The sequence below is a fragment of the Thermoclostridium caenicola genome (assembly GCF_900142095.1).
Classification (GTDB): domain Bacteria; phylum Bacillota; class Clostridia; order DSM-8532; family DSM-8532; genus Thermoclostridium_A; species Thermoclostridium_A caenicola.
This window is the reverse complement of record NZ_FQZP01000006.1, coordinates 17,504-39,137: the sequence shown is the minus strand read 5'-3', so window position 1 is coordinate 39,137 and position 21,634 is coordinate 17,504. Positions and strand designations below refer to the sequence as shown.

Sequence of the window (21,634 nt, the reverse complement as noted above, 5' to 3'; positions counted from 1 at the left end):
CAGGATCCGCACCGCCTCAATAGAATACTGTTGAGGTGGTATAAGGTGAACTGCGAATGGATTAGGTCTCAGGAGCTGAAGGACACGTTCTATTACAGAAGAACCCCGATGGTCAACATCAGGCTGTCGGTGCCGCACATGGACGGGTATGACCACGCCGCATCCCGGTTCAATCTGTATTTCAGGCAGAAAGCCAGGGCCAGCTTCAACTATGCGAGGACACGCCTGTATCCCCAGGCGGTCAGGCAATACCAGTACGCCATGTCACAGGAGTTCCCGTTCCATACCTATGAACTGATCCAGACCTTTGAGCCGACCTATTGCAAGAAACCTATCGCCAGCCTTTTCTATGACCAGTATGAGTTCACGGGAGGCGCCCACGGCAATACCGTCCGTTTCGGTGACACCTGGGACTTGAGCCGCGGGACGCTGTTGAAGCTCAGCGATCTGTTCAAGGCGGGTTACGATTACAGAACCGTGATCATCAGGACCGTAGAGAACGAGGCCCTGCGCAGGCAGGAAACCGGACAGGTACCATACCTGGATGACCTGGAAAAGAACATCGTCAAATTCTTCGACGAGAAAAACTTTTACCTTGCAGAAAACGGCGTTGTCATTTTCTATCCGCTGTACACCATCGCCCCCTATGTTTCCGGTATCCAGACCTTCACCGTACCCTGGATCCTGTTTGGGGACAATCTGAGAATCAAACCGTAGCAAAAAGGGGGCCTTGTGCCCCCTTGCTCATTCTTCTTCGTTCCTGCTGAGCTTCTCCGCCTGATCGGATGTGATCAGCGCCTCTATCAGCTCTTCGATATCCCCGTTCAGGAACTCGTCGATCCGATACAGGGTATAGCCGATGCGGTGATCGGTCACGCGCCTCTGCGGGAAATTGTACGTTCTGATCCGCTCGCTGCGATCGCCCGTACCCACCTGGGCACGCCTGTTTTCAGCCACTTCGTTGAACTGCTTCTGCCTTTCTATATCGTTGAGCTTGGCCTTGAGCACCCGCAGGGCCTTCTCCCGGTTCTTGTGCTGGGAGCGCTGGTCCTGGCAGGTGACCACAATCCCGGTAGGGATATGGGTGATGCGGATGGCCGACGAGGTCTTGTTGACGTGTTGTCCGCCGGCGCCCGACGCCCGGAAGGTATCCACCTCGATGTCGGCCGGGTTGATCTCGATCTCATCCAATTCATCCGGTTCGGGAAGCACGGCAACCGTTACGGTGGAAGTATGTATCCTACCGCTGGATTCGGTGGCAGGCACCCTTTGCACCCGGTGCACCCCGCTTTCAAACTTGAAGCGGCTGTAGGCACCCTTTCCTTCCACCTCAAAGACCACTTCCTTAAAACCGCCGATTTCGGTGGGATTGGCATCGATCAGGTTGACCGTCCAGCCCTTGGACTCGGCGTAATGGGTATACATCCTCATGAGGTCCGCCGCAAAAAGCGCTGCTTCATCGCCGCCTGCCCCTGCCCGGATCTCGATGATGACATCCCTGTCATCGTTGGGATCCCTGGGCATGAGCAGGATTTTCAATTCCCTCTCGGTCCTTTCCATACCCGCGGAGGCCTCTTTCATTTCCTGCTCAATCATTTCCTCGAGCTCGGGATCGGGCTTTTCATCCAGCATGAGCCGGGCATCCTCATAAGCCTTCCGGAACCCCTTCCACTCCCTGTATTTGTCAACGATCTCCGAGAGTTCCGCATGCTCCTTCATGAGTTTTGCGTACTGGGTCGGATCGTTGAGCACATCGGGTTCGGTCAGGCGCATATTCAACTCTTCAAACCGGTTTTCTATGGCTTCAAGCTTTTCAAACATGTTTTCACCTCATGCGTCCGCTCCGGGCATAGATCAGGATTTGCCGCATCCCGGGGTTCAGGTCATCCCCTTCTCGATACCAGCTTCTTTTTAAGGCGCTCAACGCTGGCATTGGCGATCAGTTCCCTTGGAAAACCCACATGCCGGAGCAGGGCAAGCGTCTCGGAAAACTCGCCGATATCGGTATGGATGTGGGCATCGGTGTTCACGATGATGGAAACCTTGTGCTTCTCGCAGCACTCCAGAAGGCGCATATAGTTTTCCCTGGCGTTCTGCCTGAAAGCGATGGGCCTTAAGGAGGAGTTGTTCATTTCAATCAGGACATCGTACTCTGCAGCCGCCCGCACCAGTTCTTCATAATCCACGGGAATCCTGCCATCGTCGGGATGGCCAATGATGTTCACATATTTATTCTTCATGGCCCCGATATAGGTTTTGGTGTTCTCTTCGGTGGTACCGGGCTTCAGGCAGGGCGTGTGGTAGCTGGCGATCAAAACGTCCAGTTCTTTCGGATCCATGCCCGTAATGTCAAGGGAGCCGTCACGGTCGATGATGTTGGCTTCCATACCCTTGAGGATCTCAACCTCGTAGAGATAGTCGGGTATGACCTTGAGATTATGGAAATAGTAGATATGGGCACTGCCGGGCATGGCAGGTCCGTGGTCGGTCATGGCAATAAGCTCCAGTCCCTTCATGGACGCTTCCCTTGCGTATTCGTCGAGTGTACTGTATGCATGGCCGCTTGAAATGGTATGAAAGTGACAATCGGCGACGAGTTTCATGATGATGCCTCCTGATGGCTGGATCCTTTTCGTTCCATAGCCTCATCTTTTACCTGATCAATTATACATAACTCCTGTAACCCATGCAAACGGCCATTTGTCCAAATATGGCATCATAAAGCCATGCCCGCCTTGTCATTGCGAGCAGGCGCCCTTATCCCATTCTCACAGGCTGTTTTGGCACCTTATCGCAATGCGGCCTTAACCCTTACGGGCTCCCTTTCCTGTACGGTTGTCATTGAAAGCCTCGCAAAGTGAGGCGCGGCAATCTCTTCATACCCGCGGTTGGTTACGGAAGTGACTGAGATTGCTTCGTCGGTCTGCTCCTCGCAATGATATGAAAAAAAGACCACTCGGGGTCTCCAACAATTCAACTTCCAACCTGTTACATCCAACTAAATAAGTGCATCCGGCAGACTGCCGGAGCGTGTCTGCCGGATGCTATCGTGAGAATGGAAAGGTTTTATGATTAGTCGATCTGGATCCTCCTGGCCCCTTTTGTCTTTTCGTCTTTGGGAAGAACAATGGTCAGGATGCCATCCTTGTAGGAAGCTTTCACGTCGTCATTCCTGATACCCTGGACATGGAAGCTGCGCTTGAAGGAGCCGGTGGAGCGTTCCCTGTAGATGTAGCCCTCGGATTCCTCGTTCACTTCCCTCCTGGTGTCCACCCCCAGGGTCAGGACATCATCGGAGATCTCTATGGAGATATCTTCTTTGCGAACGCCCGGAATTTCAGCTTCTACAATGTATTCATGCTCGGTCTCCCGCACGTCGGCCCTGATGGGGGATGCAAAGGATGAGAGCCTGGAGAAGAAGGGATCCCGGAAAAAGTCATGGAAGAACTGTTCCAAACCGAAGAAGTCGTCTCTTCTGGAAATACCGCTGTTTCTCCTGGAAAAAGGGATTAAACTGAACATCGTAACACCTCCGTTTTCTTTTTTAGTTTTGGTTGCACATCATTATCTTATTCGGTTATTTTGATTTTGACTTTCTTTGACCTTCAAGCTCATTTTACCTTCTCTTACCTTTCGAGATCAAATCCCACACCGACTTTCACAGGCAGAATTTTGTACATCATCTCATCCATTCTCTTGTTTTCTCTCTATTTCTTTAAATTTCTTTCTATTTCACATCCTAATACAGCGCGGCATGATTCCGGCGGGTCCATCGCCTGATGTCCTCGCTCCTGATAACTCCTGTCACCATGAAAACCACCACAATAACAGCAAATGAAATGACCATGGGGATCAACAACTGCAGCCTACCCGCCCCTCCCCAAAGGCCGGGAATCCGCTTGATGAGCAGGGACAGAAGTGCACCTGCCAGAGTGGCCGCAAGCGGCTTTATGAACCACTCGCCGATATCGATGGACATGCCCGTTATCCTGGATATCTCCAGGAAGTTCAGGATGATGGTGATCAGGCTTCCTGCGATAACCCCTACAATATAGGCATCCGTTCCCCAGATCGGCAGGCAGAACCAGACCAGAAGAATCCTGACGATGCTCCCGGTGAGGGTGTTGCACAGGATGGCCGATTCCCTCGCCAAACCGTTGAGGATGCCCAGCATGGTCTGCTGGAGATACAGGAATACCCCTGTGTACGACAGCAGGTGCAGGATATGACCCACATCCTTTCCAGGATAGATGAATTCGGCTATCTCATGGCTGCATATGGCAAAAAATGCGGTGAATACAAGCCCCATGGTCAGGGTCAGACGGATGGACTGGGAAATCTGCCTGTTGGCCACCGCATACCTGCCCGAGGAGACAGCCCCGGCGATAGCCGGAACCAGTGCAGTCGCCAGCGCCATGGGCAGCATGGACGGGAAGAACACCAGGGGAGCTGCCATGCCGTTGAGCCGTCCCAGAACCTCGAGGCTTTCCTGGAAGGTCAGCCCTGAAAGGGTCAGCCTTTGCGGAATGATGAGGCTTTCCACTGTCCCCAAAACTGAAAGCACCAGCCGGTTGGCAGAAATGGGAAGGGCAGTCCTGACAAGCTTCTTGGCCAGGGTACGGGTACGGATTTCCCTCTCCGGTCTGGCGCGGTTTTTGAACTTCTCATACTGGAAAGCGCAGAACACGCAGAAGACATTGACGCATTCGCCAACCATGAGACCCAGCGTGGCGAGCAGGCACATGCTTTCAATGCCTTTGTTGACGAAATGAGGATGCATGACCACCACAAAAGCCAGCTTGGACAACTGTTCGGCCACTTGCCCGATGGCATTGGGAATAACCTGCTCCTTCCCGTAAAAATAGCCTTTATAGGCCGATGCTGCGGCAATTGGGGGAACCAGGGCGAGCATCCAGAGCAGGGACCTGCGTGCCCGGAGATCCTTGGCAAATGCCAGCAGCATGGTGTCCACGTTCAGAATCAGAATCAGCGAAACAACAACGCCTGTAACAAGAACCACACCGGCAGCCAATGATGCGATTTTCATGCCCGCGCGTATCCTGCCGGAGGATGTCTCTTCCGCCACAAAACGAGATACCGCCACCGATATGCCGGCCGACAGGACCAGGACCAGGAGCGAGTAGATGGGTACAATCAGCTGGTACAGCCCCAGGCCTTCAGCACCGATGCAGTTGGCGATGAAAATGCGGTAAAAGAAACCAATGGCCTTAACGAGAAAGCCGGTTATGGAAAGAACAGCCGCGTTGTACTTCAGTGAGCGACGGGCCATGCACAGACTCCTTCAGTGAATATCCGCCCATAAAGCTTATGAACCACCCGCAGGTTATATGTGGACATTGGCAAAAACCCTGTCCTGTCCGGTTTTCATCCGCCTGAAAAGCAGGAAGCACATCCGCATCACAGCACGTAAGGCATTTTTCATATCACCCTGATAGGATATATAAGATATATAACTTCACACAGGGCAGATCACCGTGTATAATTAATCCTAACAGCTCATAGCTCAAGGCAAAGGAGACGTTCGGTATGTACAGAATCCTGAGGAAAGAGATACTGAACCCCCAGGTGAAACTGCTTGAGATTGAGGCGCCTTATGTTGCCCGTAAGGCTGAGCCAGGCCAGTTCATCATCCTGCGGGTTCATGATGAGGGTGAGAGAATCCCTCTGACCATCGCGGATTACGACAGGGAAAAGGGATCCGTGACCATCATCTTTCAGGAGGTTGGCGCCACCACCAGGCTTCTGGGCAGCCTTGAAGCCGGTGATGCCATCGCCGATTTTTGCGGCCCTCTGGGTGTGGCCTCCCATTTTGAGGGGGTTAAGAAAGCCGCTGTGATAGGCGGCGGCCTGGGCACCGCCATCGCCTACCCGCAGGCCAAGAAACTGTTCGGCTTGGGCGTTGAAGTGGACGTCATCATCGGGTTCAGGAACAAGGACCTGATCATTCTCGAGCAGGAAATGGCGAAAGTGTCCAACCGTCTGTTTGTCACCACCGATGACGGTTCAAACGGAACCCGCGGCTTCGTCTCCGACATCCTGAAACAGCGCATCGAAGAAGGGGCACAGTACGATGTGGTCATTGCCATCGGTCCGCCCATCATGATGAAGGTGGTATGCGACGTCACGCGGCCGTACGGCATCAAGACCATTGTCAGCCTCAACCCCGTCATGATCGACGGCACGGGCATGTGCGGCGGATGCCGGGTCACAGTTGGCGGCGAGACCAAATTTGCCTGCGTGGACGGACCTGATTTTGACGGTCACCTGGTGGATTTCGACGAATTGATTCGGCGGCTTTCCATTTACAGGGAAGATGAAAGGATCTCCCTGGAACGCCACGCCTGCCGGTTGGGAGGTGTTCTGAATGCCTAATATGTCTCTGAAAAAGGTTCCCATGCCGGAACAGGATCCCCAGGTCAGGAACAGGAACTTCTCCGAGGTTGCCCTGGGCTATACCGAAGAAATGGCCATCGAAGAGGCACAGCGCTGCCTCAACTGCAAGCACAGGCCCTGCATGTCGGGCTGCCCGGTCAACGTCAGGATTCCGGAATTCATCACCCTGATCGCTGCCGGGGAATTTGAAAAGGCCTATGAAAAAATCTATGAAACCAACAGCCTTCCCGCCATATGCGGAAGGGTATGTCCCCAGGAGACCCAGTGCGAGCAGCAATGCGTGCGCGGCATCAAGGGAGAACCCGTGGCCATCGGTAGGCTGGAACGCTTTGCCGCCGACTGGTACATGAAGCATATCACAAAGCCGGTGGTCAAATCCCCGCGCAATGGCAAAAAGGTGGCCGTGATAGGTTCCGGACCGGCCGGACTCACCTGCGCCGGCGATCTGGCCAAGATGGGCTATGATGTCACCGTGTTTGAGGCCTTCCACAAGGCCGGAGGCGTACTGGTGTACGGCATCCCGGAATTCAGGCTTCCCAAGGACCTGGTCCAGCGGGAAATTGATGCCCTGAAGGCCCTTGGCGTGGAGATCCGTACCAACATGGTGATCGGAAAAACGCTGAACGTGGACGAGCTGTTTGAAGAAGGCTATGAAGCCGTATTCATCGGTTCGGGCGCCGGTCTGCCCATGTTCATGGGGATACCCGGCGAAAACCTGAACGGGGTCTATTCGGCCAATGAATTCCTTACCCGAATCAACCTGATGAAAGCCTATAAATTCCCGGAAGCCGACACGCCTGTCTTCCGGGGCCGTAATGTAGCGGTGGTGGGCGGCGGAAACGTGGCCATGGATGCCGCAAGAAGCGCAAAGCGCCTGGGTGCCGATAACGTTTATATCGTATACAGGCGTTCCGAAGCCGAAATGCCGGCCCGTCTCGAAGAGGTCCATCACGCGAAGGAAGAAGGGATCATCTTCAAGCTCCTCACCAATCCTACCCGGATCCTCGGTGACGAAAAGGGCTGGGTCCGCGGCATGGAGTGCGTGGAGATGGCCTTGGGCGAGCCCGACGCTTCAGGCAGAAGGCGTCCCGTTCCCAAAGAGGGTTCCGAGCATGTTCTTGAGGTGGACACGGTGATCATCGCCATCGGCACATCGCCCAATCCCCTCATCCGGAGCACCACGACGGGACTTGAAACCAATAAGAAGGGTTGCATTGTCGTCGACGAGAATACCTGCCAGACATCCAGGGAGGGTGTTTTTGCAGGCGGAGATGCGGTAACCGGCTCCGCAACCGTCATCCTGGCCATGGGTGCAGGGAAAAAGGCGGCGAAGGCCATCGATGAATATATCCGGGCAAAAGCCCAATCATGAAGAAAGACACGAAGGATGCCGGAAGGCATCTTTCTTTTTTGCTTTCCGATCCGCCAGCCGGAAAAATTTATAAGGCGGCAGCTGCGCAAAATAACGTATATGCGTAAACGCCATGCCATGCATAAAACACATGGATATCAATTTGCAATTTTTGATTTATGATCTTGCACACTCAGGGTGACTTTGTTATAATTACCTTGTTCTAATAAATAGTTAATTTTACAATTTACTGTATGGGACAAAATAGAAAAATATTGGAAGCACTGGCCCTGCAGGGGTTCCGTCGGTATCGCATCCAGCCGGAGGATAAAGGTCGGTGTGCAAGTTGATTAGGTGTCAAATTCATTTTTATGTCATGAATTGGAGGATAAAAAATGAAAAGACTGAGCAGGGTTTATGAAGCCGTAGTCAATCGGAATCCTGGCGAGAAGGAATTCCACCAGGCAGTAAGGGAAGTTCTGGAGTCCCTTGAACCGGTTGCCGAAAGGTACCCGGAGTTTGAAAAGGCCGGTATTTTTGACCGGATCGTTGAACCTGAGCGCCAGATCATCTTCAGGGTACCCTGGGTGGACGACAACGGTCGCGTACAGGTCAACCGCGGATTCCGCGTTCAGTTCAACAGTGCCATTGGCCCCTACAAGGGCGGGATTCGTTTCCATCCGTCCGTAAACCTGGGCATCATCAAGTTCCTTGGCTTTGAGCAGATCTTCAAGAACGCGCTCACCACCCTTCCCATGGGCGGCGGTAAGGGCGGTTCCGATTTCGATCCGAAGGGCAAATCCGACGGCGAAATCATGCGCTTCTGTCAGAGCTTCATGCTGGAGCTTGCCCGCCATATCGGTCCGGATACCGATGTTCCCGCAGGCGATATCGGCGTCGGTGCCCGCGAGATCGGCTATATGTACGGCATGTACCGCAAGTTCCGGAACGACTTCACCGGCGTACTGACAGGCAAGGGTCTTGATTACGGCGGAAGCCTCGTCCGCACCCAGGCAACCGGATACGGCCTGTGCTACTTCATGGAAGAGGCCCTGAAGGCTAAGGGCAGATCCTTCGATGGCTCCACCGTCGTTATCTCCGGTTCGGGCAATGTGGCCATCTATGCTGCCGAGAAGGCCATGGAACTGGGCGCCAAAGTCGTTGCCCTCAGCGACTCCAACGGATACATCTACGACAAGGACGGCATTGACCTTAATCTGGTCAAGAGAATCAAGGAAGTGGAAAGAGGCAGAATCCGCGAGTATCTCAAGGAGCGCCCGAACGCCCAGTTCGGCGAGAACTTCAGGGATATCTGGAAGATCCCCTGCGATATCGCCCTGCCTTGCGCGACCCAGAACGAACTGGATCAGGAAGGCGCGGAAGCGCTGGTAAAGAACGGCTGCTTTGCAGTCGGCGAAGGTGCCAACATGCCTTCTACCCCTGAAGCCATCGAGATCTTCCTGAAGAACAAGGTCATCTTCGGTCCTGCCAAGGCTGCCAACGCGGGCGGCGTTGCCACCTCGGGCCTTGAAATGTCCCAGAACAGCATGCGCCTGTCCTGGAGCTTTGAAGAAGTGGATGCCAAGCTGAAGGGCATCATGCAGAACATTTACAGAAATGCCAGTGGGGCTGCCCAGGAGTTCGGCGATCCTGACAACCTGGTCATGGGTGCCAACATCGCCGGCTTCATGAAGGTTGCCCGTGCAATGCTGGCACAGGGCGTTATCTGAGTCGACAGAACCGGTCAAAGCATCGGTTTTGGCAATATGCGAGAGTCTTCTTACAGGAATGGGACTGTTCCATAAGGATTGTGGGACAGATCCCATTTTTATTTGCTTTTCTGAGCCCCTCCTTTTCCGACCGGGCTTGTCCGCCTTTTGCCCATCTTGTCTGTTCCATGTTTCATGCCCGCATTGGAAATAAAGCATGCCACAAACTGGCCTTCGCCAGGTGCGCAGCACGGCATTTAAACCCGGATCGCTCCACACCGCCCGGAAATGTTCTAAATGCGGGGCATGTCCCATATACATTTAATCGACCGGCCTGAGTACCGGTTGCCGGAAAACGGGACAAGCCTGCAACAGAGGATGTGATTGACTGTGCTGGATGGTCTGATAAGCCTGTACCGCCAGCTGGGCGGTGTGGGAACCTTCATCACCTTACTGATCATGTTCATATTCATCGGCGCATCCTATGCCAATACCCTGGTCAGGCGCAGGTACATCAGCCTGTCCGAAGAACTGGCAGGTTATTGCGCAGGTGACCTGAAGGAATTTTCCTCAGACATGCTCCAATGGATTGCCGAGGAATACCGGGAGGCAGCCGAAAGCGGCCTTTCCGGCATCAATACCCTTTCCATCATTCAGACCGGCATGGAGGTTTGCCTCAAGCCTTGCCTTCTGGCAGAGCGCTTCCTGAAAAGAACCAACAGCCTGCTCATCACCACCGGCCTGTTCGGAACCTTTATCGGGCTCACCTATGCGGTGGGGAACATGGGCGACATCATGTCCAGTACCAACGCCGACACGCTGATGCAGGAAACCGGTGCCGATGTTTTGGCTCTCTTGATTTCTTCCTTCAAGGGCATGGCCGTTGCCTTTGTGACAAGCCTCCTGGGGACCGGCTTCTCAATTCTTTTCATGGTCACGTCCTCCCTGTTCAGCGCTGCTGCGGCAAAGGAGCTTCTGATCACCCAGCTGGAAGAATACCTGGATATCAAGGTGGCCTCTGAGGTCATGGAACAGCTGCGCCAGGACGACAAGGACGGCGAGGATCTCGTTCAGAAAACGGCACAGGACCTGGGAGAGGCCATCGGCGTTTTCGAGCAGCTGGTATCAGGCTTTTCCGACTGCCTCAAAGGCCTTAAAAACTTCAACGAGGATTTTTCGGCCAATATCGGACAATTCCGGGCCAGCTCCGGTTACCTCTGCGACTCCCTCGACAGAACTTCACAGGCCATCTCTGAGTGTGGCGCCAGGATCAGCAGATGCGCGGAAACCCTGGAGGGCATCATTGACGAGATTCAGGCCAGTAACCGGAGACTGGAAAACATGACCTCCGTCATTTCCGATCTCAGGATCTGCCTGGATGATTCCCGAAAAGACCGCGAAATGTTCCTTAAGGCCGTTTACGAGATACCGGACAGGCTGCTGAACTACCATGAGGCGGCCGTGGCCAGCGTTGACAGAAGGCAGGTGAATCCATGAGACTTGCAAGAGCCCGGCGTGAAGCCACCGAAGAAGAATCCTTCTGGCCTTCCTTTACCGATGTGATGTCCTCCCTGGTGTTCGTACTTTTTTTCTGTATCCTGATACTGGTCATCCGCCAGATCGTCAACGCCAGCGTATGGGATGACAGGCTCATGAAGGCCGATATGGCGCTGGCCGGAAAGCAGGCCCAGCTGGAATCGGTGAACCGGGAACTGGAGACGAAAAAGGCCGAACTCAGCAGTCTGGAAAGCACGCTGAGCAGCCGGGAGGCCGAAATTGAAAACCTCAGGATCCAACTGGAACAGGACCGGGCCGCCCTCGCCCAGAAAGAGGAGGAGCTTTCCAAGGTTCGGTCGCAGCTTCAGGAGATCTCGGTCCTTCGCCTGAGCATCCTGGGCCAGGTGAAGGAATCCATAGAAAAGGAGCTCGGCCCGTTGCTTTCTACAGGCGGGGAGCCCCTTGTGGACATTGATGACAACGCCAACCTGGTCATCAACAGCAGTTTATTATTTGATAAAGGAAGCAGCCGCATATCCGCCAGCGGCCAAAAGCTCCTGGAGAAGTTCGCCGTGGCCTTCGAGCGGATTCTCAGCGATCCGGAGACCAGGAAGAATATTGACGCCATCATCGTTTCAGGATATGCCGATTCCGACGATACTTTTGAGTACAACTACAACCTGTCCTGCCAGCGCGCTATCGCCGTCATCGTAACCATGATGAAGAGTAACCCGGTGCTTGAAACCAAATACGGCGCCTATTTCCAGGCATCCGGCTTCTCTGAGTTCAGGCCCATTGCCCTGGGCGATGACGAGGCGGCCAAAAGCAAGAACCGGCGCATCCAGATTTCCATCAACATCAAGGATGGCAATCTTCAGAAGATCATCAGCGACTATATGTCAGGGCGGTCGCAATAATGGCTTCCAGGAAACGGCAGGCCCTCTCCATATCGGAGATCCGGATCCGCTCCTCGGTGCTGTGAACCCTGTCCATGCCGACGCTGATGTCCACGGCGGGTATCCCGTAGCCGTTGATCACGTTGGTATCGCTACCGCCCCCTGTGGCATGGAGGTTCAGGGGAAGGCCGGCCTTTTGGGCCGCATCCTTCAGGATACGAATAATAGGACTGGTTTCTTCGAGATGGTAACCCGGATACATGCGCTCCACTTCTATCTCGACGCGACCGCCCATCTTTTCGGTCACAGCCCGGATATGGTCCAGGATCTCCCGGGTGTATTTTTCCAGGCGGTCCTCATGGATGGAACGCACCTCGCCTTCCACCACGCATGTCTCGCTCACGATATTGCGGGCAATGCCCCCGTTGATGATACCGATGTTGGACGTGCTCTCCTCATCGATACGGCCCATATGGGGCAGTTCCGCCAGCGCCTTTGACGCCAGCAGAATGGCGTTCAGGCCTTTCTCAGGCTCCAGTCCGGCGTGGGCTGCCCGCCCGATGAAGGTGGCCTTGAACCGGTTATAGAAGGGCGCTTTGACGGCCGCCGTGGCGATGGGCCCCTCATCATCCATGATGAAGGCAAAATCGGCCGGTATTTTGCTGATATCCAGGTTCCTCGCCCCAAAGAGCCCGCCTTCCTCCGCCACGGTAAACACCAGGTACAGGTCGCCGTGGGGCAAACCATCTTCCCTGATGGCACGCACGGTTTCCAGGATCACTGCGATCCCGGCCGCGTCGTCGCCGCCCAGCACCGTGGTCCCGTCGGAACGGATCAGGTCCCCGTCAACCACGGGTTTTTTGCCGATGCCCGGGGCCACGGTATCCATATGAGCCATGAGCAGCAAAGCGGGTTTTCCGGGAATGCCGGGCACACGGCAGATCACGTTCCCCGCATTGCCGCCTATTTTTGCGCCCGTATCGTCCTCATAGGGCTCAAATCCCATCTCCTTCAGGGTTTTCAGAAGGTAACCGGCCATGCCCCTCTCCTGCCTGGTAAGGCTGTCTATGCGAACCATATCGAGAAAACTGTTTACGAGTCTGTCCCTGTTGATCATCTGCAACCATCCTTTCCTTTGTCTGAAAATCCGACAGCAAATCCCCTGCTGCCCAGTCCGGCGAACAGCCCGTTACCCAAGGCTATCTTTACACGTCAGACACCGGTGGAGCCAAAGCCGCCTCCGCGGTCCTGACCGATGCGCTTTACCGAATCCACCAGGCAAAGCCGCATGCGGGGCACCTGGGCCAGCACCAGCTGGGCTATCCTGTCTCCTTTTTTGATAAAATACGTTCCCTGGCGATTGCCCTTTGAGCTTACCGGCAGGGGCTCGCTGTCGCCGGCCTGGTCTTCCCGGGAGGTATTGGTCATGATGATGCCCAATTCGTCACGGTACCCGGCATCGATGGTACCCGGGGAATTGGATATCCGAAGCGGCGTATTCAGGCTGATACCGCTCCTTGGCCGCACCTGGATCTCATATCCCTCGGGTATGGCCAGCTTCAGACCGGTGGGTATGATCACGGTCTGGCCGGGCGGGATCAGGACGTCACAAGCCGCGCAAACATCCATCCCCGCATCCCATGGATTGGCATAGGCCGGCAGGACGACCCCTTCCCGGACGATCTCCACAAAAACCTCTATTTCCCCCATAAGTCCACTCCTTATCCATGTCTATTCGAAAAGCGGCCGGGCTATACACCCCTGAACCAGTGGCCCTTACCTGTACCTTTTGCCAGCAGTCGATCCAGCGCCTCCCGCTCCCTTTCATCCATTGCAGGCGGCTTGCCGCTGAACCGCGCATGGAACCACCGGGACACTGCCTGGATAGTTAAATCGTCTTCATCGGTGAAGACCATCCTGAAGTGTTTAATGCCGCTTATTAGCAGCTTATCCGGCTCATCCAGAAAGACAGGCTCGGCGCTGAACAGCAGGGTGCGTTTTGTCCCGCCATCCCGCATGTAGGGAAACACCTTGTTCTTCCTGTCGCGCAGAAAGCCCCTGGACGCTTCACAGCCATCGCAGGCCATACCGCATGCACCAGCGAGACTTGCCGGGCAGTATTCCAGGGTCATGAGCTGGACCCGGCCGTAAACCTGCGCCTCCAGAAGCAGCCCATGGGCATTCAGCCTTTCGGCTTCATCCAGCCTGAGCTCCGGGGAAATGGACGCAGAAGAAGCTCCCCATTGGGCTACCACGGCCAGGGCATGGGAGTTGAACAGGTTCATGGGGGCATCCGCATGGATACGGAAGGACCCTGGATGTTCCCCCAGTGCGCGCAGGGTTCCGGGATTGGCCGCGCTGATACCGTCAATCATCCCCTCCAGTTGGTCCAGGGCATTCATCAGGCCGTCCATCTCCCCATTTCTGACGATATTGGGCGTCCAGATGAAGATCTCACCCCGGAAGCATTCCCGGATGGGCCTAAGCTCCTCCCTTCCCAGCAGCGGAAGATAGATGCGCGCCACATACCGGTCATATCCTGCCGGCAGCAAGGGTTTTGAAAGGAAGAAGGCCGTCAGGGCCGGCACGGATTCCGGCTCCTTCCCCATGCCGGTAACCGCAAAGGGCGGCCTGCTACTCAAATCAGCTTTTTCGCGTTTTCCGGCTGCCCGCCTGATGGCGCCGAGGGCTTCAATGGCTTCCCTTCTCATGGCGTTCAAAGCGGATATCGGCAGGGTACCGATGCCATCGGTTTCAACACGGACCTGTTCCACCCTGTAGGGCGTATCCCCGGTCTTCTGGATTTGCCGGGTGATCCGCTCCTCATCGAGGGCCATTTTTTCCGCCTTTTCAGCGGGAATCTCCGAGAAGACTTCAACCCGGTTTCCGTCCGGATCGGTCAGCTCAAGGGATGCCGGCGCGCCCGCCTCCAGCCGGAAGACGGCTTCGAGGGGCACCCGGCGCACTTCACCCCGCTCAAAGGAATCCCTTGCCTCCAGCATCAGGGGTTTGGAATAGGTGCGCCACACCTGGCTTCCCTTTTCCACCCGCATCTTCATATCCCCCACCCAGGGCGAGGTTCCGGCAGGAGCGAATCGCACATGCTCACCATCAAGCACGATGGAACTGACGATGATGTCCGGAACCCCCTGAGCGGTATCCCAGACTTCAATGCCGTCCCCCATGCTCAGGGGCTTTTCAAGCTGAACACGCACCGCATCCCTTCTCGCGTCGATAACCGTTCCGATTCGGACTCCCCGGTTCTTGGGATGGACGGGATAGACCAGCGAACGGTAACTCTTGATACCCTTCAGATAACCCGTGGAAAAACCTCCCCGGTTGAAGATCTGTTCCAGTTTTTCCAGATCCGCCTCATCGATGCGATATGCCTCTTCGCCGTATGCCCTCAGCCTGTCCAGGTACTTCCTGTAAATGCCTGTCACCACGGCCACATACTCGGGAGACTTCATGCGCCCTTCGATCTTCAGCGAGGTGACACCGGCTTTACGGAGTCCCGGAAGCTCGGTCAGCCCCATCAAATCCCTCGGGCTTAAGTAATAGGCCTCCTCCGACCAGGCGCCATCCTTTTTTCGGATACGCCAGGGCAGCCGGCATGGTTGGGCGCACCTGCCCCTGTTGCCGCTCCTGCAACCAATGAAGCTGCTCATGAGGCATTGGCCTGAATAGCATATGCAAAGGGCCCCGTGGACAAACACCTCGATCTCGGCATCAGTGGTTTTGCACAGGGCCTCAATCTCTTCCAGCGTCAGCTCCCTTGCCAGCACCACCCGGCTTATGCCCATGGCTTCGCATTGCCGGATGCCTGCAGAATTGGTGATGGTCATCTGGGTGCTGGCATGGAGTTTGAGTTCCGGGAAAGAATGGCGCAGAAGCCCGGCCAGCCCGATATCCTGCACGATAACGGCATCCGCACCCTTTTCATAAACAAAGCCCGCAAACTGCAGGGCTTCATCCATCTCACTGTCCTTGGTGAGCGTATTCATGGTGATATAGACCTTGACGCCTCGTTCAGCGGCATATTCCAGCGCGGCTTCCAGCTCGTTGTTGGAAAAATTGCCCGCTCCGATCCTGGCGTTGAACTGCTCCCCGCCCAGGTAGACCGCATCCGCGCCATTAGCGACAGCTGCTTTCAGGCTTTCGAAGGTTCCGGCCGGCGCCAGGAGCTCCATTTGATCAATCTGCTTCACTTTCGTCTTCCCCGACATCCTCTTGTTTGGCTGACTCCAATTCTGTCTCCGTGTTGTCCGAATCCTCTATATAACCGTCGCAGGGCTTGTCCGGCTTTTCATAGGCAATGATCTCGACTTCGTCCGGTTTATCCTGATCCTTTTTATACTTGTACCTGTAAACGGCTGCTTCCTTCTTTCTGGAAGCGGAGGCTTTCTTCTTCTTGTCAAAGTATTTTCGGACGGCGTCGATGATATCCATGAAAATTTTCGCCTTGACCAGGATATCGTTCTGGATGGTTTCCACGCCTTTTTTCACCGATGAGGTGATTTTGCCCACATCCTTGACCGCCTGATCGATGGCTTCCACATTGTTTTTCAGCGTATCGGCTATCTTCTCGGCATCACTGGCGATCCTGGGAAGCTTCTCCAGGGTCTGATTGATGTTTTCTTTATTGCTGTCAAACAGCCGGTTGACATTCTTGAGAAGCCTTACCAGGTTGGCAGCCGCCAGGATCAGATAAAAGATAAGGGCGGCTCCCAGAACAAAAAGTACAATGGTGATCAGCTCTCCCCATGAAATCGGCTTATCAAACATTTAGCTGATACCTCCTTCATCAGCGCTCGGCACTTTCCTGTTGGACAGGGTGGACAGGGTCTTTCTGACTTCATTCAGCTCAGTTTCCTTTTTGGTGAGCTCAATCTGCAGATTGGACTGAATCTCCTTCAGCTTTTCGTTTTCCTGTTTGAATCGGTAGACGTCCTCCCGCAGCTCCTGGACCTTCCTTCTCAGTTCCTTCAGCTCGGATTCCGAACGATCGCAGGCTTCCTGGGCCTTGATCATCTCGTCGGCCATATTGATGGCCGTCAGGACGGAAGCCATGGAGGTGCTGAGCAAATGGTTCTTGCGGGTGATCTCCTGAAGTTTCCTGTCCACCAGCAGGGCTATCCTTTGTATGTACTCCGGCGATTCTGTACCGCACAGGACATACTCATTGCCCGCAATTCTCACGACCACTTTGTTTTTTTCTTCAGCCATTTCGCAGCTCAACTCCCCAATCCCTGCCGGGGTTTTTGATCCCCCGCTGATGCCGATTCCGGATGGTATCCTTTTATCTCTTGTGAGAGGCCGTACCGCCTGTCTTTGAATTTATTATACTATATTTTGTCAAGGGAAACACAAAGTCTGCCGGAAACCGACAGGATTAAGCCAGGCCCGCCCGGAGACCCCGTTCCCAGTTTATACCCTATCTATAATATCTTGTTTCTTGCTTTTTCGACAAAATTCGTTTATACTTGAACCTGACACTGATACCTTAACATACTTTTACCTCCTTTTTAGCACATTTAATGATATTAGCCTGTTGTTCGGCCAACAGGCGCTTTTTGTATGACTCATGCTCCCGCTTCATGCCTGTTGTTCAGCAGGCTTTTTTCTATCTTTTTCTTCAGCCGCTGCAGCGCATTGTCAATGGACTTCACAGGCTTGTTCAGCTGGCGGGCGATCTCCTGGTAGGCGATGCCGCTCAGATACATGCTGAGTACCTGTTTTTCAAACGGGCTTAAAAGCTCCAGCAACTTGCTCTCTATGACACTGTAGTCTTCCTTGGAGATGAACAGTTCTTCCGGATCGGTAACGGAGACTTCCTGGAGCATCTCGATGAGCATCTTGTCCGATTCCTCGTCAAACAGCCGTTTGTTGAGTGAAACATAGGAATTCAGCGGGATATGCTTCTGCCTTGTGGCTGTTTTGATGGCCGTGATGATCTGGCGGGTGATGCACATCTCGGCAAACATCCTGAAGGGAATGCTCTTGTCCTCCCTGTAGTCCCTAATCGCCTTGAACAGCCCTATCATGCCTTCCTGAACAATGTCTTCCCGGTCGGCGCCCACGAGGAAATAGGATCTGGATTTGGCACGGACAACGGGTTTGTACTTTTCGATCAGATGCTCCATGCCCCACTTGCAGCCATTGCGGATGCGGTGTATGATTTCTTCGTCCTCAAGTTCCTCCGGATGGGTGATGTGGTTTTCATCGGTCTTCAGCACGGTTACTCCTCCATGAATCAGGCATTCTGATACGATTTGGAGATGACAAGGGTCTTCACATTGATGACGAGCCTGGTCAGGTTAATCCCTGCGAAGCGGTCCAGTTCCTGGCTGATGGTGTTTTGCGCGCGTTTGAGTGCATCCACTAAATTATAGCCAAAAACCATAACCACGTCCATATCCACAAACAGGCCATCAGGGGTGTTATTGCAGCGGAAGCGCGCTATCTTCTCCATTTCAGGCATGGATACGATGATGTGGTTGATCAGCTGGTAAATGGCATAGTCGGAAATGGTATATTTCCCAAAATAGCTGAAGGTCGGACGCACAACCGTTTTCTCCCCGATTTTCTGGAACTCGGCCTTTCCCTTCCTTTTGAACAACTGCAGGGGATCCAGAAAATACCCCGAAAACTGCTTTTTGATCTCCATGGCGGGAACCGGTATCACATGCTTTCCCTGCTTTTCCCTCGTGTTCCTGGCCTGCTCGATCTCAAGGGGAGTGGCCACATCCTCAATCTTTATCCATTCCTGTACCTCTCCCAGTTCCAGCACTTCGGCAATCCTGCTGATCATCTTGTCGGACGTGCCCAGGATCAGGATACCATCCGGTTTCCGTTCCCTGATGGCTTTCTTGACCTCTTCCCGGTGATCCTCCTCCTGGAAAAGCGCCGTCCTGATGGAACTGAGCTTTGATGGCGCTTTTTTGGCAGACTTTCCGGCAACAACCAGGTTGCCGTGGATCAAAAGGCCGTCGTCGATGATATAGTCCAACCCGTTTTCCCGGGAAACCCAAAGCGCCCGGTGACTTTTCCCCGTTCCGCTGGGACCGCAGAAGCCCACCACTCGCAAACTTCTTCCCTCCTGACAAAACCCCGGATATCGGCAGCAGGGCAACCCCCTCAATCGGGCCGAAAATACCCGCCTCATATAGTTATTCCCCTCCGCGGGGCTCATCAAACGCCTGTCTGCCTTTTTGCAAAGATCTGTCCGCACATGGAAAATGCGCGCCGAAAAAGGCCGCTCCCCTAAGGAAGCGGCCTTTTTCCTTTACCGGATTAGTGAACAATTGCTTTCTCTGTTTCCTTATCAAAGATATGGATACGGCCCATATCAAAGGTGAGCTGAATCTTGTCGTTAGCCTGAACAGTGGATTTCGGGCTGACCCTTGCCGTATAGTTGGCATCGTTGATAACCACATAGAGAAGAGTTTCGGAACCGAGTCTTTCGGTAACTTCCACGTCTGCGTTGAGAGGAATGCTGGCATGGGCTCCGAGGCTTGCGGCATTCTCGTGGATATCCTCGGGACGAACGCCAAACACGACTTCCTTACCCACATATCCCTGCTTCTCAAGCACGGATGCCTTTTCAGGAGGAAGCTCCAGGCTGTATCCGCCGAACCTGAGGCTGATCTTGCCATCGTCGCTCTTCTCAACAATCGCATTACCGAAGTTCATCTGCGGGCTTCCGATAAATCCGGCGACGAACAGGTTGGAAGGCTCGTCATACAGCTTCTGGGGCGTGTCGATCTGCTGGATTAAGCCATCCTTCATGACCACGATACGGGTACCCATGGTGAGGGCTTCGGTCTGGTCGTGGGTAACGTAGATGAAGGTGGTGTTGAGTTTCAGATGGAGCTTGCTGATCTCGGTTCTCATCTGAACTCTGAGCTTGGCGTCCAGGTTGGACAGAGGCTCGTCCATAAGGAATACCTTGGGTTCACGGACGATGGCACGGCCCAGGGCAACACGCTGTCTCTGACCGCCGGAGAGCGCCTTCGGCTTTCTGTCGAGAAGGTGCTCAATGCTGAGGATCCTTGCAGCCTCATGAACTCTTCTCTTGATCTCATCCTTCGGGGTCTTTCTCAGCTTCAGACCAAATGCCATATTGTCGAAAACGGTCATGTGAGGATACAGGGCGTAGTTCTGGAACACCATGGCGATGTCCCTGTCCTTGGGAGCCACATCATTGCAAAGCTTGTCCCCTATGTACAGTTCGCCCTCGGAAATCTCCTCAAGACCGGCAATCATTCTGAGGGTCGTGGTTTTTCCGCATCCGGAAGGACCAACAAGAATGATAAATTCCTTATCTTCAATATCAATGTTGAAATCGTGAACAGCTCTTACTCCGCCTGGGTAAATCTTGCTGACGTTCTTAAGCCTTACACCAGCCATTAAATTTCCCTCCTATTATATATTGCGTCGTTTGACCCATACAAAAAATCTAACATGAACGAGCTGGATTAACTAGCTATCTTTTCTACAAAAATAAAAATTGGCATTTGGCTAGTTTGCATAAGGAAAAACAGCCAAGAAAACCGGCTAAAGCTATATATAAAGGCTAAAAGCAAATAGATGTTGAATTTTTATTCATATATATTGTATAATTATAAACCATCGGTAATATTACCCTTTTGTTTTGCTTTTCCTTTCTCTGCCATAACGGTATAATAACCAGGGAGGTATGGTTCATGATAAAGGTAGGCATCATCGGCGCCACAGGCTATGTGGGCGCGGAACTGGTCCGACTGCTCCACCGGCGCAAGGATATCAGGCTGACCACAGTCGTTTCAAACAGCTTTGCAGGGCAGCCCTTTTCCGAGATTTACCCCGCATTCAGGGGTACATTCGATCTGGTGTGCGATAAACTGGACATCCCGGCCCTGTGCGAAAAGGCCGATTATTTCATCACGGCACTTCCGCACGGAGTTTCCACCGATATTACCCGGGAACTGGTCCAAAACGGGAAACGCGTGATCGATCACAGCGCCGATTTCCGGTTCAGGGATCGCACCCGTTACGAGAAGGCTTACAAGCTGACCCACGGGGCACCGGAACTTTTGGAGAAAGCCGTCTACGGGCTTCCCGAACTCTATCGCGACAAGATACGGAACGCGGACCTGATAGGGGATCCGGGCTGCTATCCCACCTGTTCCATCCTTGCCATTGCGCCCGCGCTGAAAAACGGACTGGTTTCCACCGACAACATCATCATCGATGCCACCTCCGGTGTATCCGGTGCAGGCCGGAAGAGCGATCTGGCCTATTCCTACTGTGAAACCGACGAGAATTTCAAGGCTTACGGGATCATCAGCCATCGGCATACCCCCGAGATCGAGCAGGAACTGTCCTTCCTGGCCGGCAGGGATGTGGCGGTGTCATTCACGCCGCACCTGGCACCCATGAAGCGCGGTATGCTGGCCACCATATACATGAATCTTGCAAAACCGGTTTCTCGTGACCATATCCTGGAGGCATACAGGGAATTCTACAAGGATGAACCCTTCGTCCGGATCCTGCCGCCGGGCGTGCTGCCTGAAACCAGGTTTGTGGTGGGGTCCAACCGCATCGATATCAGCGTGAACCTGGACGAACGGCTCAACCGGCTCATCGTCCTGTCAGCCCTGGACAACATGGGCAAGGGTTCGGCCGGTCAGGCCGTTCAGGCCCTGAACCTGATGGCCGGTTTCGTTGAGACCGAGGGACTTTCGCCCGTCGGTTTCTTCCTGTAAGTTCATTAAGGTATGCATTGG

Annotated in this window: 19 protein-coding genes; 7 read left to right on the top strand and 12 right to left on the bottom strand. The window is 54.0% G+C overall.

What is annotated here, in order from left to right; all coding sequences use genetic code 11:
• Nucleotides 1-45 precede the first annotated feature (45 nt).
• Nucleotides 46-717: a DUF3298 and DUF4163 domain-containing protein gene (locus tag F3H12_RS03190; RefSeq protein ID WP_188118335.1), complete on the top strand. Its 672-nt coding sequence runs from the start codon at nt 46-48 to the stop codon at nt 715-717.
• 27 nt (nt 718-744) lie between these two features.
• Here the strand turns inward: F3H12_RS03190 and prfA are convergent, their stop codons facing one another.
• The 4 genes from prfA to F3H12_RS03170 form a co-directional block, all read right to left on the bottom strand.
• Nucleotides 745-1,821: a peptide chain release factor 1 gene (gene prfA, locus F3H12_RS03185; RefSeq protein WP_149677913.1), complete on the bottom strand. Its 1,077-nt coding sequence runs from the start codon at nt 1,819-1,821 to the stop codon at nt 745-747.
• Between the two features lie 62 nt (nt 1,822-1,883).
• Entirely contained in the window at nt 1,884-2,603 is a 720-nt protein-coding gene (locus tag F3H12_RS03180) for a phosphatase (protein WP_149677912.1), read from the bottom strand.
• Nucleotides 2,604-3,072: 469 nt separating this feature from the next.
• A complete protein-coding gene (locus F3H12_RS03175) occupies nt 3,073-3,522 on the bottom strand; it encodes an Hsp20/alpha crystallin family protein (RefSeq protein WP_149677911.1) in 450 nt (149 codons plus the stop codon).
• A 217-nt stretch (nt 3,523-3,739) separates the two neighbouring features.
• Entirely contained in the window at nt 3,740-5,290 is a 1,551-nt protein-coding gene (locus tag F3H12_RS03170) for a putative polysaccharide biosynthesis protein (protein WP_149677910.1), read from the bottom strand.
• Between the two features lie 257 nt (nt 5,291-5,547).
• On the opposite strand from F3H12_RS03170, the gene F3H12_RS03165 reads away from it, so the two are divergent.
• The 5 genes from F3H12_RS03165 to F3H12_RS03145 all read left to right on the top strand — a co-directional run bounded on the left by F3H12_RS03165 (nt 5,548) and on the right by F3H12_RS03145 (nt 11,888).
• Nucleotides 5,548-6,393, top strand: a complete 846-nt coding sequence (locus F3H12_RS03165) for a sulfide/dihydroorotate dehydrogenase-like FAD/NAD-binding protein (protein WP_149677909.1) — start codon at nt 5,548-5,550, stop codon at nt 6,391-6,393.
• On the top strand, nt 6,386-7,786 hold the full coding sequence (gene gltA, locus F3H12_RS03160) for an NADPH-dependent glutamate synthase (protein ID WP_149677908.1): 1,401 nt from the start codon (nt 6,386-6,388) through the stop codon (nt 7,784-7,786). Before F3H12_RS03165 ends, gltA begins: the two co-directional genes overlap by 8 nt.
• Before the next feature lie 374 nt (nt 7,787-8,160).
• A complete protein-coding gene (gene gdhA, locus F3H12_RS03155) occupies nt 8,161-9,495 on the top strand; it encodes an NADP-specific glutamate dehydrogenase (protein WP_149677907.1) in 1,335 nt (444 codons plus the stop codon).
• 369 nt (nt 9,496-9,864) lie between these two features.
• A complete protein-coding gene (locus tag F3H12_RS03150; RefSeq protein ID WP_149677906.1) occupies nt 9,865-10,971 on the top strand; it encodes a MotA/TolQ/ExbB proton channel family protein in 1,107 nt (368 codons plus the stop codon).
• Nucleotides 10,968-11,888: an OmpA family protein gene (locus F3H12_RS03145; protein ID WP_149677905.1), complete on the top strand. Its 921-nt coding sequence runs from the start codon at nt 10,968-10,970 to the stop codon at nt 11,886-11,888. Before F3H12_RS03150 ends, F3H12_RS03145 begins: the two co-directional genes overlap by 4 nt.
• Here the strand turns inward: F3H12_RS03145 and F3H12_RS03140 are convergent.
• The 8 genes from F3H12_RS03140 to F3H12_RS03105 form a co-directional block, all read right to left on the bottom strand.
• A complete protein-coding gene (locus F3H12_RS03140; RefSeq protein ID WP_149677904.1) occupies nt 11,857-12,984 on the bottom strand; it encodes a M20/M25/M40 family metallo-hydrolase in 1,128 nt (375 codons plus the stop codon). The two genes, F3H12_RS03145 and F3H12_RS03140, sit on opposite strands and share 32 nt — an antisense overlap.
• Nucleotides 12,985-13,079: 95 nt before the next feature.
• The gene (locus F3H12_RS03135) at nt 13,080-13,577 is read right to left on the bottom strand and encodes a dUTP diphosphatase (RefSeq protein ID WP_149677903.1); all 498 of its coding nucleotides are present in this window, start codon (nt 13,575-13,577) and stop codon (nt 13,080-13,082) included.
• 41 nt (nt 13,578-13,618) lie between these two features.
• Entirely contained in the window at nt 13,619-16,075 is a 2,457-nt protein-coding gene (locus F3H12_RS03130; protein WP_188118334.1) for a U32 family peptidase, read from the bottom strand.
• Nucleotides 16,062-16,652 (bottom strand): hypothetical protein, encoded by a 591-nt coding sequence (locus F3H12_RS03125; RefSeq protein WP_149677901.1) that lies wholly within the window; start codon nt 16,650-16,652, stop codon nt 16,062-16,064. The genes F3H12_RS03130 and F3H12_RS03125 overlap by 14 nt, the downstream gene beginning before the upstream one ends.
• Nucleotides 16,653-17,093 carry a cell division protein ZapA gene (locus F3H12_RS03120; RefSeq protein WP_149677900.1) on the bottom strand — a complete coding sequence of 147 codons (441 nt, stop codon included), beginning with the start codon at nt 17,091-17,093 and terminating at the stop codon, nt 16,653-16,655.
• A gap of 356 nt (nt 17,094-17,449) precedes the next feature.
• Complete coding sequence (gene sigH / locus F3H12_RS03115; RefSeq protein ID WP_149677899.1) at nt 17,450-18,103, bottom strand: RNA polymerase sporulation sigma factor SigH; 654 nt, start codon at nt 18,101-18,103, stop codon at nt 17,450-17,452.
• 17 nt (nt 18,104-18,120) lie between these two features.
• The gene (locus F3H12_RS03110; protein WP_324449623.1) at nt 18,121-18,948 is read right to left on the bottom strand and encodes a hypothetical protein; all 828 of its coding nucleotides are present in this window, start codon (nt 18,946-18,948) and stop codon (nt 18,121-18,123) included.
• A 212-nt stretch (nt 18,949-19,160) separates the two neighbouring features.
• The gene (locus tag F3H12_RS03105) at nt 19,161-20,276 is read right to left on the bottom strand and encodes an ABC transporter ATP-binding protein (RefSeq protein ID WP_149677897.1); all 1,116 of its coding nucleotides are present in this window, start codon (nt 20,274-20,276) and stop codon (nt 19,161-19,163) included.
• A gap of 296 nt (nt 20,277-20,572) precedes the next feature.
• Between F3H12_RS03105 and argC the strand changes: the two genes are divergently transcribed.
• Nucleotides 20,573-21,613, top strand: coding sequence for an N-acetyl-gamma-glutamyl-phosphate reductase (argC, locus tag F3H12_RS03100; RefSeq protein WP_149677896.1), 1,041 nt, complete (start codon nt 20,573-20,575; stop codon nt 21,611-21,613).
• Nucleotides 21,614-21,634 lie beyond the last annotated feature (21 nt).

Excerpts from the sequence above, each read along its gene's own strand:
- F3H12_RS03165 (WP_149677909.1), top strand. The coding sequence starts at position 5,548 with ATGTACAGAATCCTGAGGAAAGAGATACTGAACCCCCAGGTGAAACTG.
- F3H12_RS03140 (WP_149677904.1), bottom strand. The coding sequence starts at position 12,984 with ATGATCAACAGGGACAGACTCGTAAACAGTTTTCTCGATATGGTTCGC.
- F3H12_RS03170 (WP_149677910.1), bottom strand. The coding sequence starts at position 5,290 with ATGGCCCGTCGCTCACTGAAGTACAACGCGGCTGTTCTTTCCATAACC.
- F3H12_RS03135 (WP_149677903.1), bottom strand. The coding sequence starts at position 13,577 with ATGGGGGAAATAGAGGTTTTTGTGGAGATCGTCCGGGAAGGGGTCGTC.
- gdhA (WP_149677907.1), top strand. The coding sequence starts at position 8,161 with ATGAAAAGACTGAGCAGGGTTTATGAAGCCGTAGTCAATCGGAATCCT.
- F3H12_RS03120 (WP_149677900.1), bottom strand. The coding sequence starts at position 17,093 with ATGGCTGAAGAAAAAAACAAAGTGGTCGTGAGAATTGCGGGCAATGAG.
- argC (WP_149677896.1), top strand. The coding sequence starts at position 20,573 with ATGATAAAGGTAGGCATCATCGGCGCCACAGGCTATGTGGGCGCGGAA.
- prfA (WP_149677913.1), bottom strand. The coding sequence starts at position 1,821 with ATGTTTGAAAAGCTTGAAGCCATAGAAAACCGGTTTGAAGAGTTGAAT.
- F3H12_RS03180 (WP_149677912.1), bottom strand. The coding sequence starts at position 2,603 with ATGAAACTCGTCGCCGATTGTCACTTTCATACCATTTCAAGCGGCCAT.
- gltA (WP_149677908.1), top strand. The coding sequence starts at position 6,386 with ATGCCTAATATGTCTCTGAAAAAGGTTCCCATGCCGGAACAGGATCCC.
- F3H12_RS03175 (WP_149677911.1), bottom strand. The coding sequence starts at position 3,522 with ATGTTCAGTTTAATCCCTTTTTCCAGGAGAAACAGCGGTATTTCCAGA.
- F3H12_RS03145 (WP_149677905.1), top strand. The coding sequence starts at position 10,968 with ATGAGACTTGCAAGAGCCCGGCGTGAAGCCACCGAAGAAGAATCCTTC.
- F3H12_RS03125 (WP_149677901.1), bottom strand. The coding sequence starts at position 16,652 with ATGTTTGATAAGCCGATTTCATGGGGAGAGCTGATCACCATTGTACTT.
- F3H12_RS03105 (WP_149677897.1), bottom strand. The coding sequence starts at position 20,276 with ATGGCTGGTGTAAGGCTTAAGAACGTCAGCAAGATTTACCCAGGCGGA.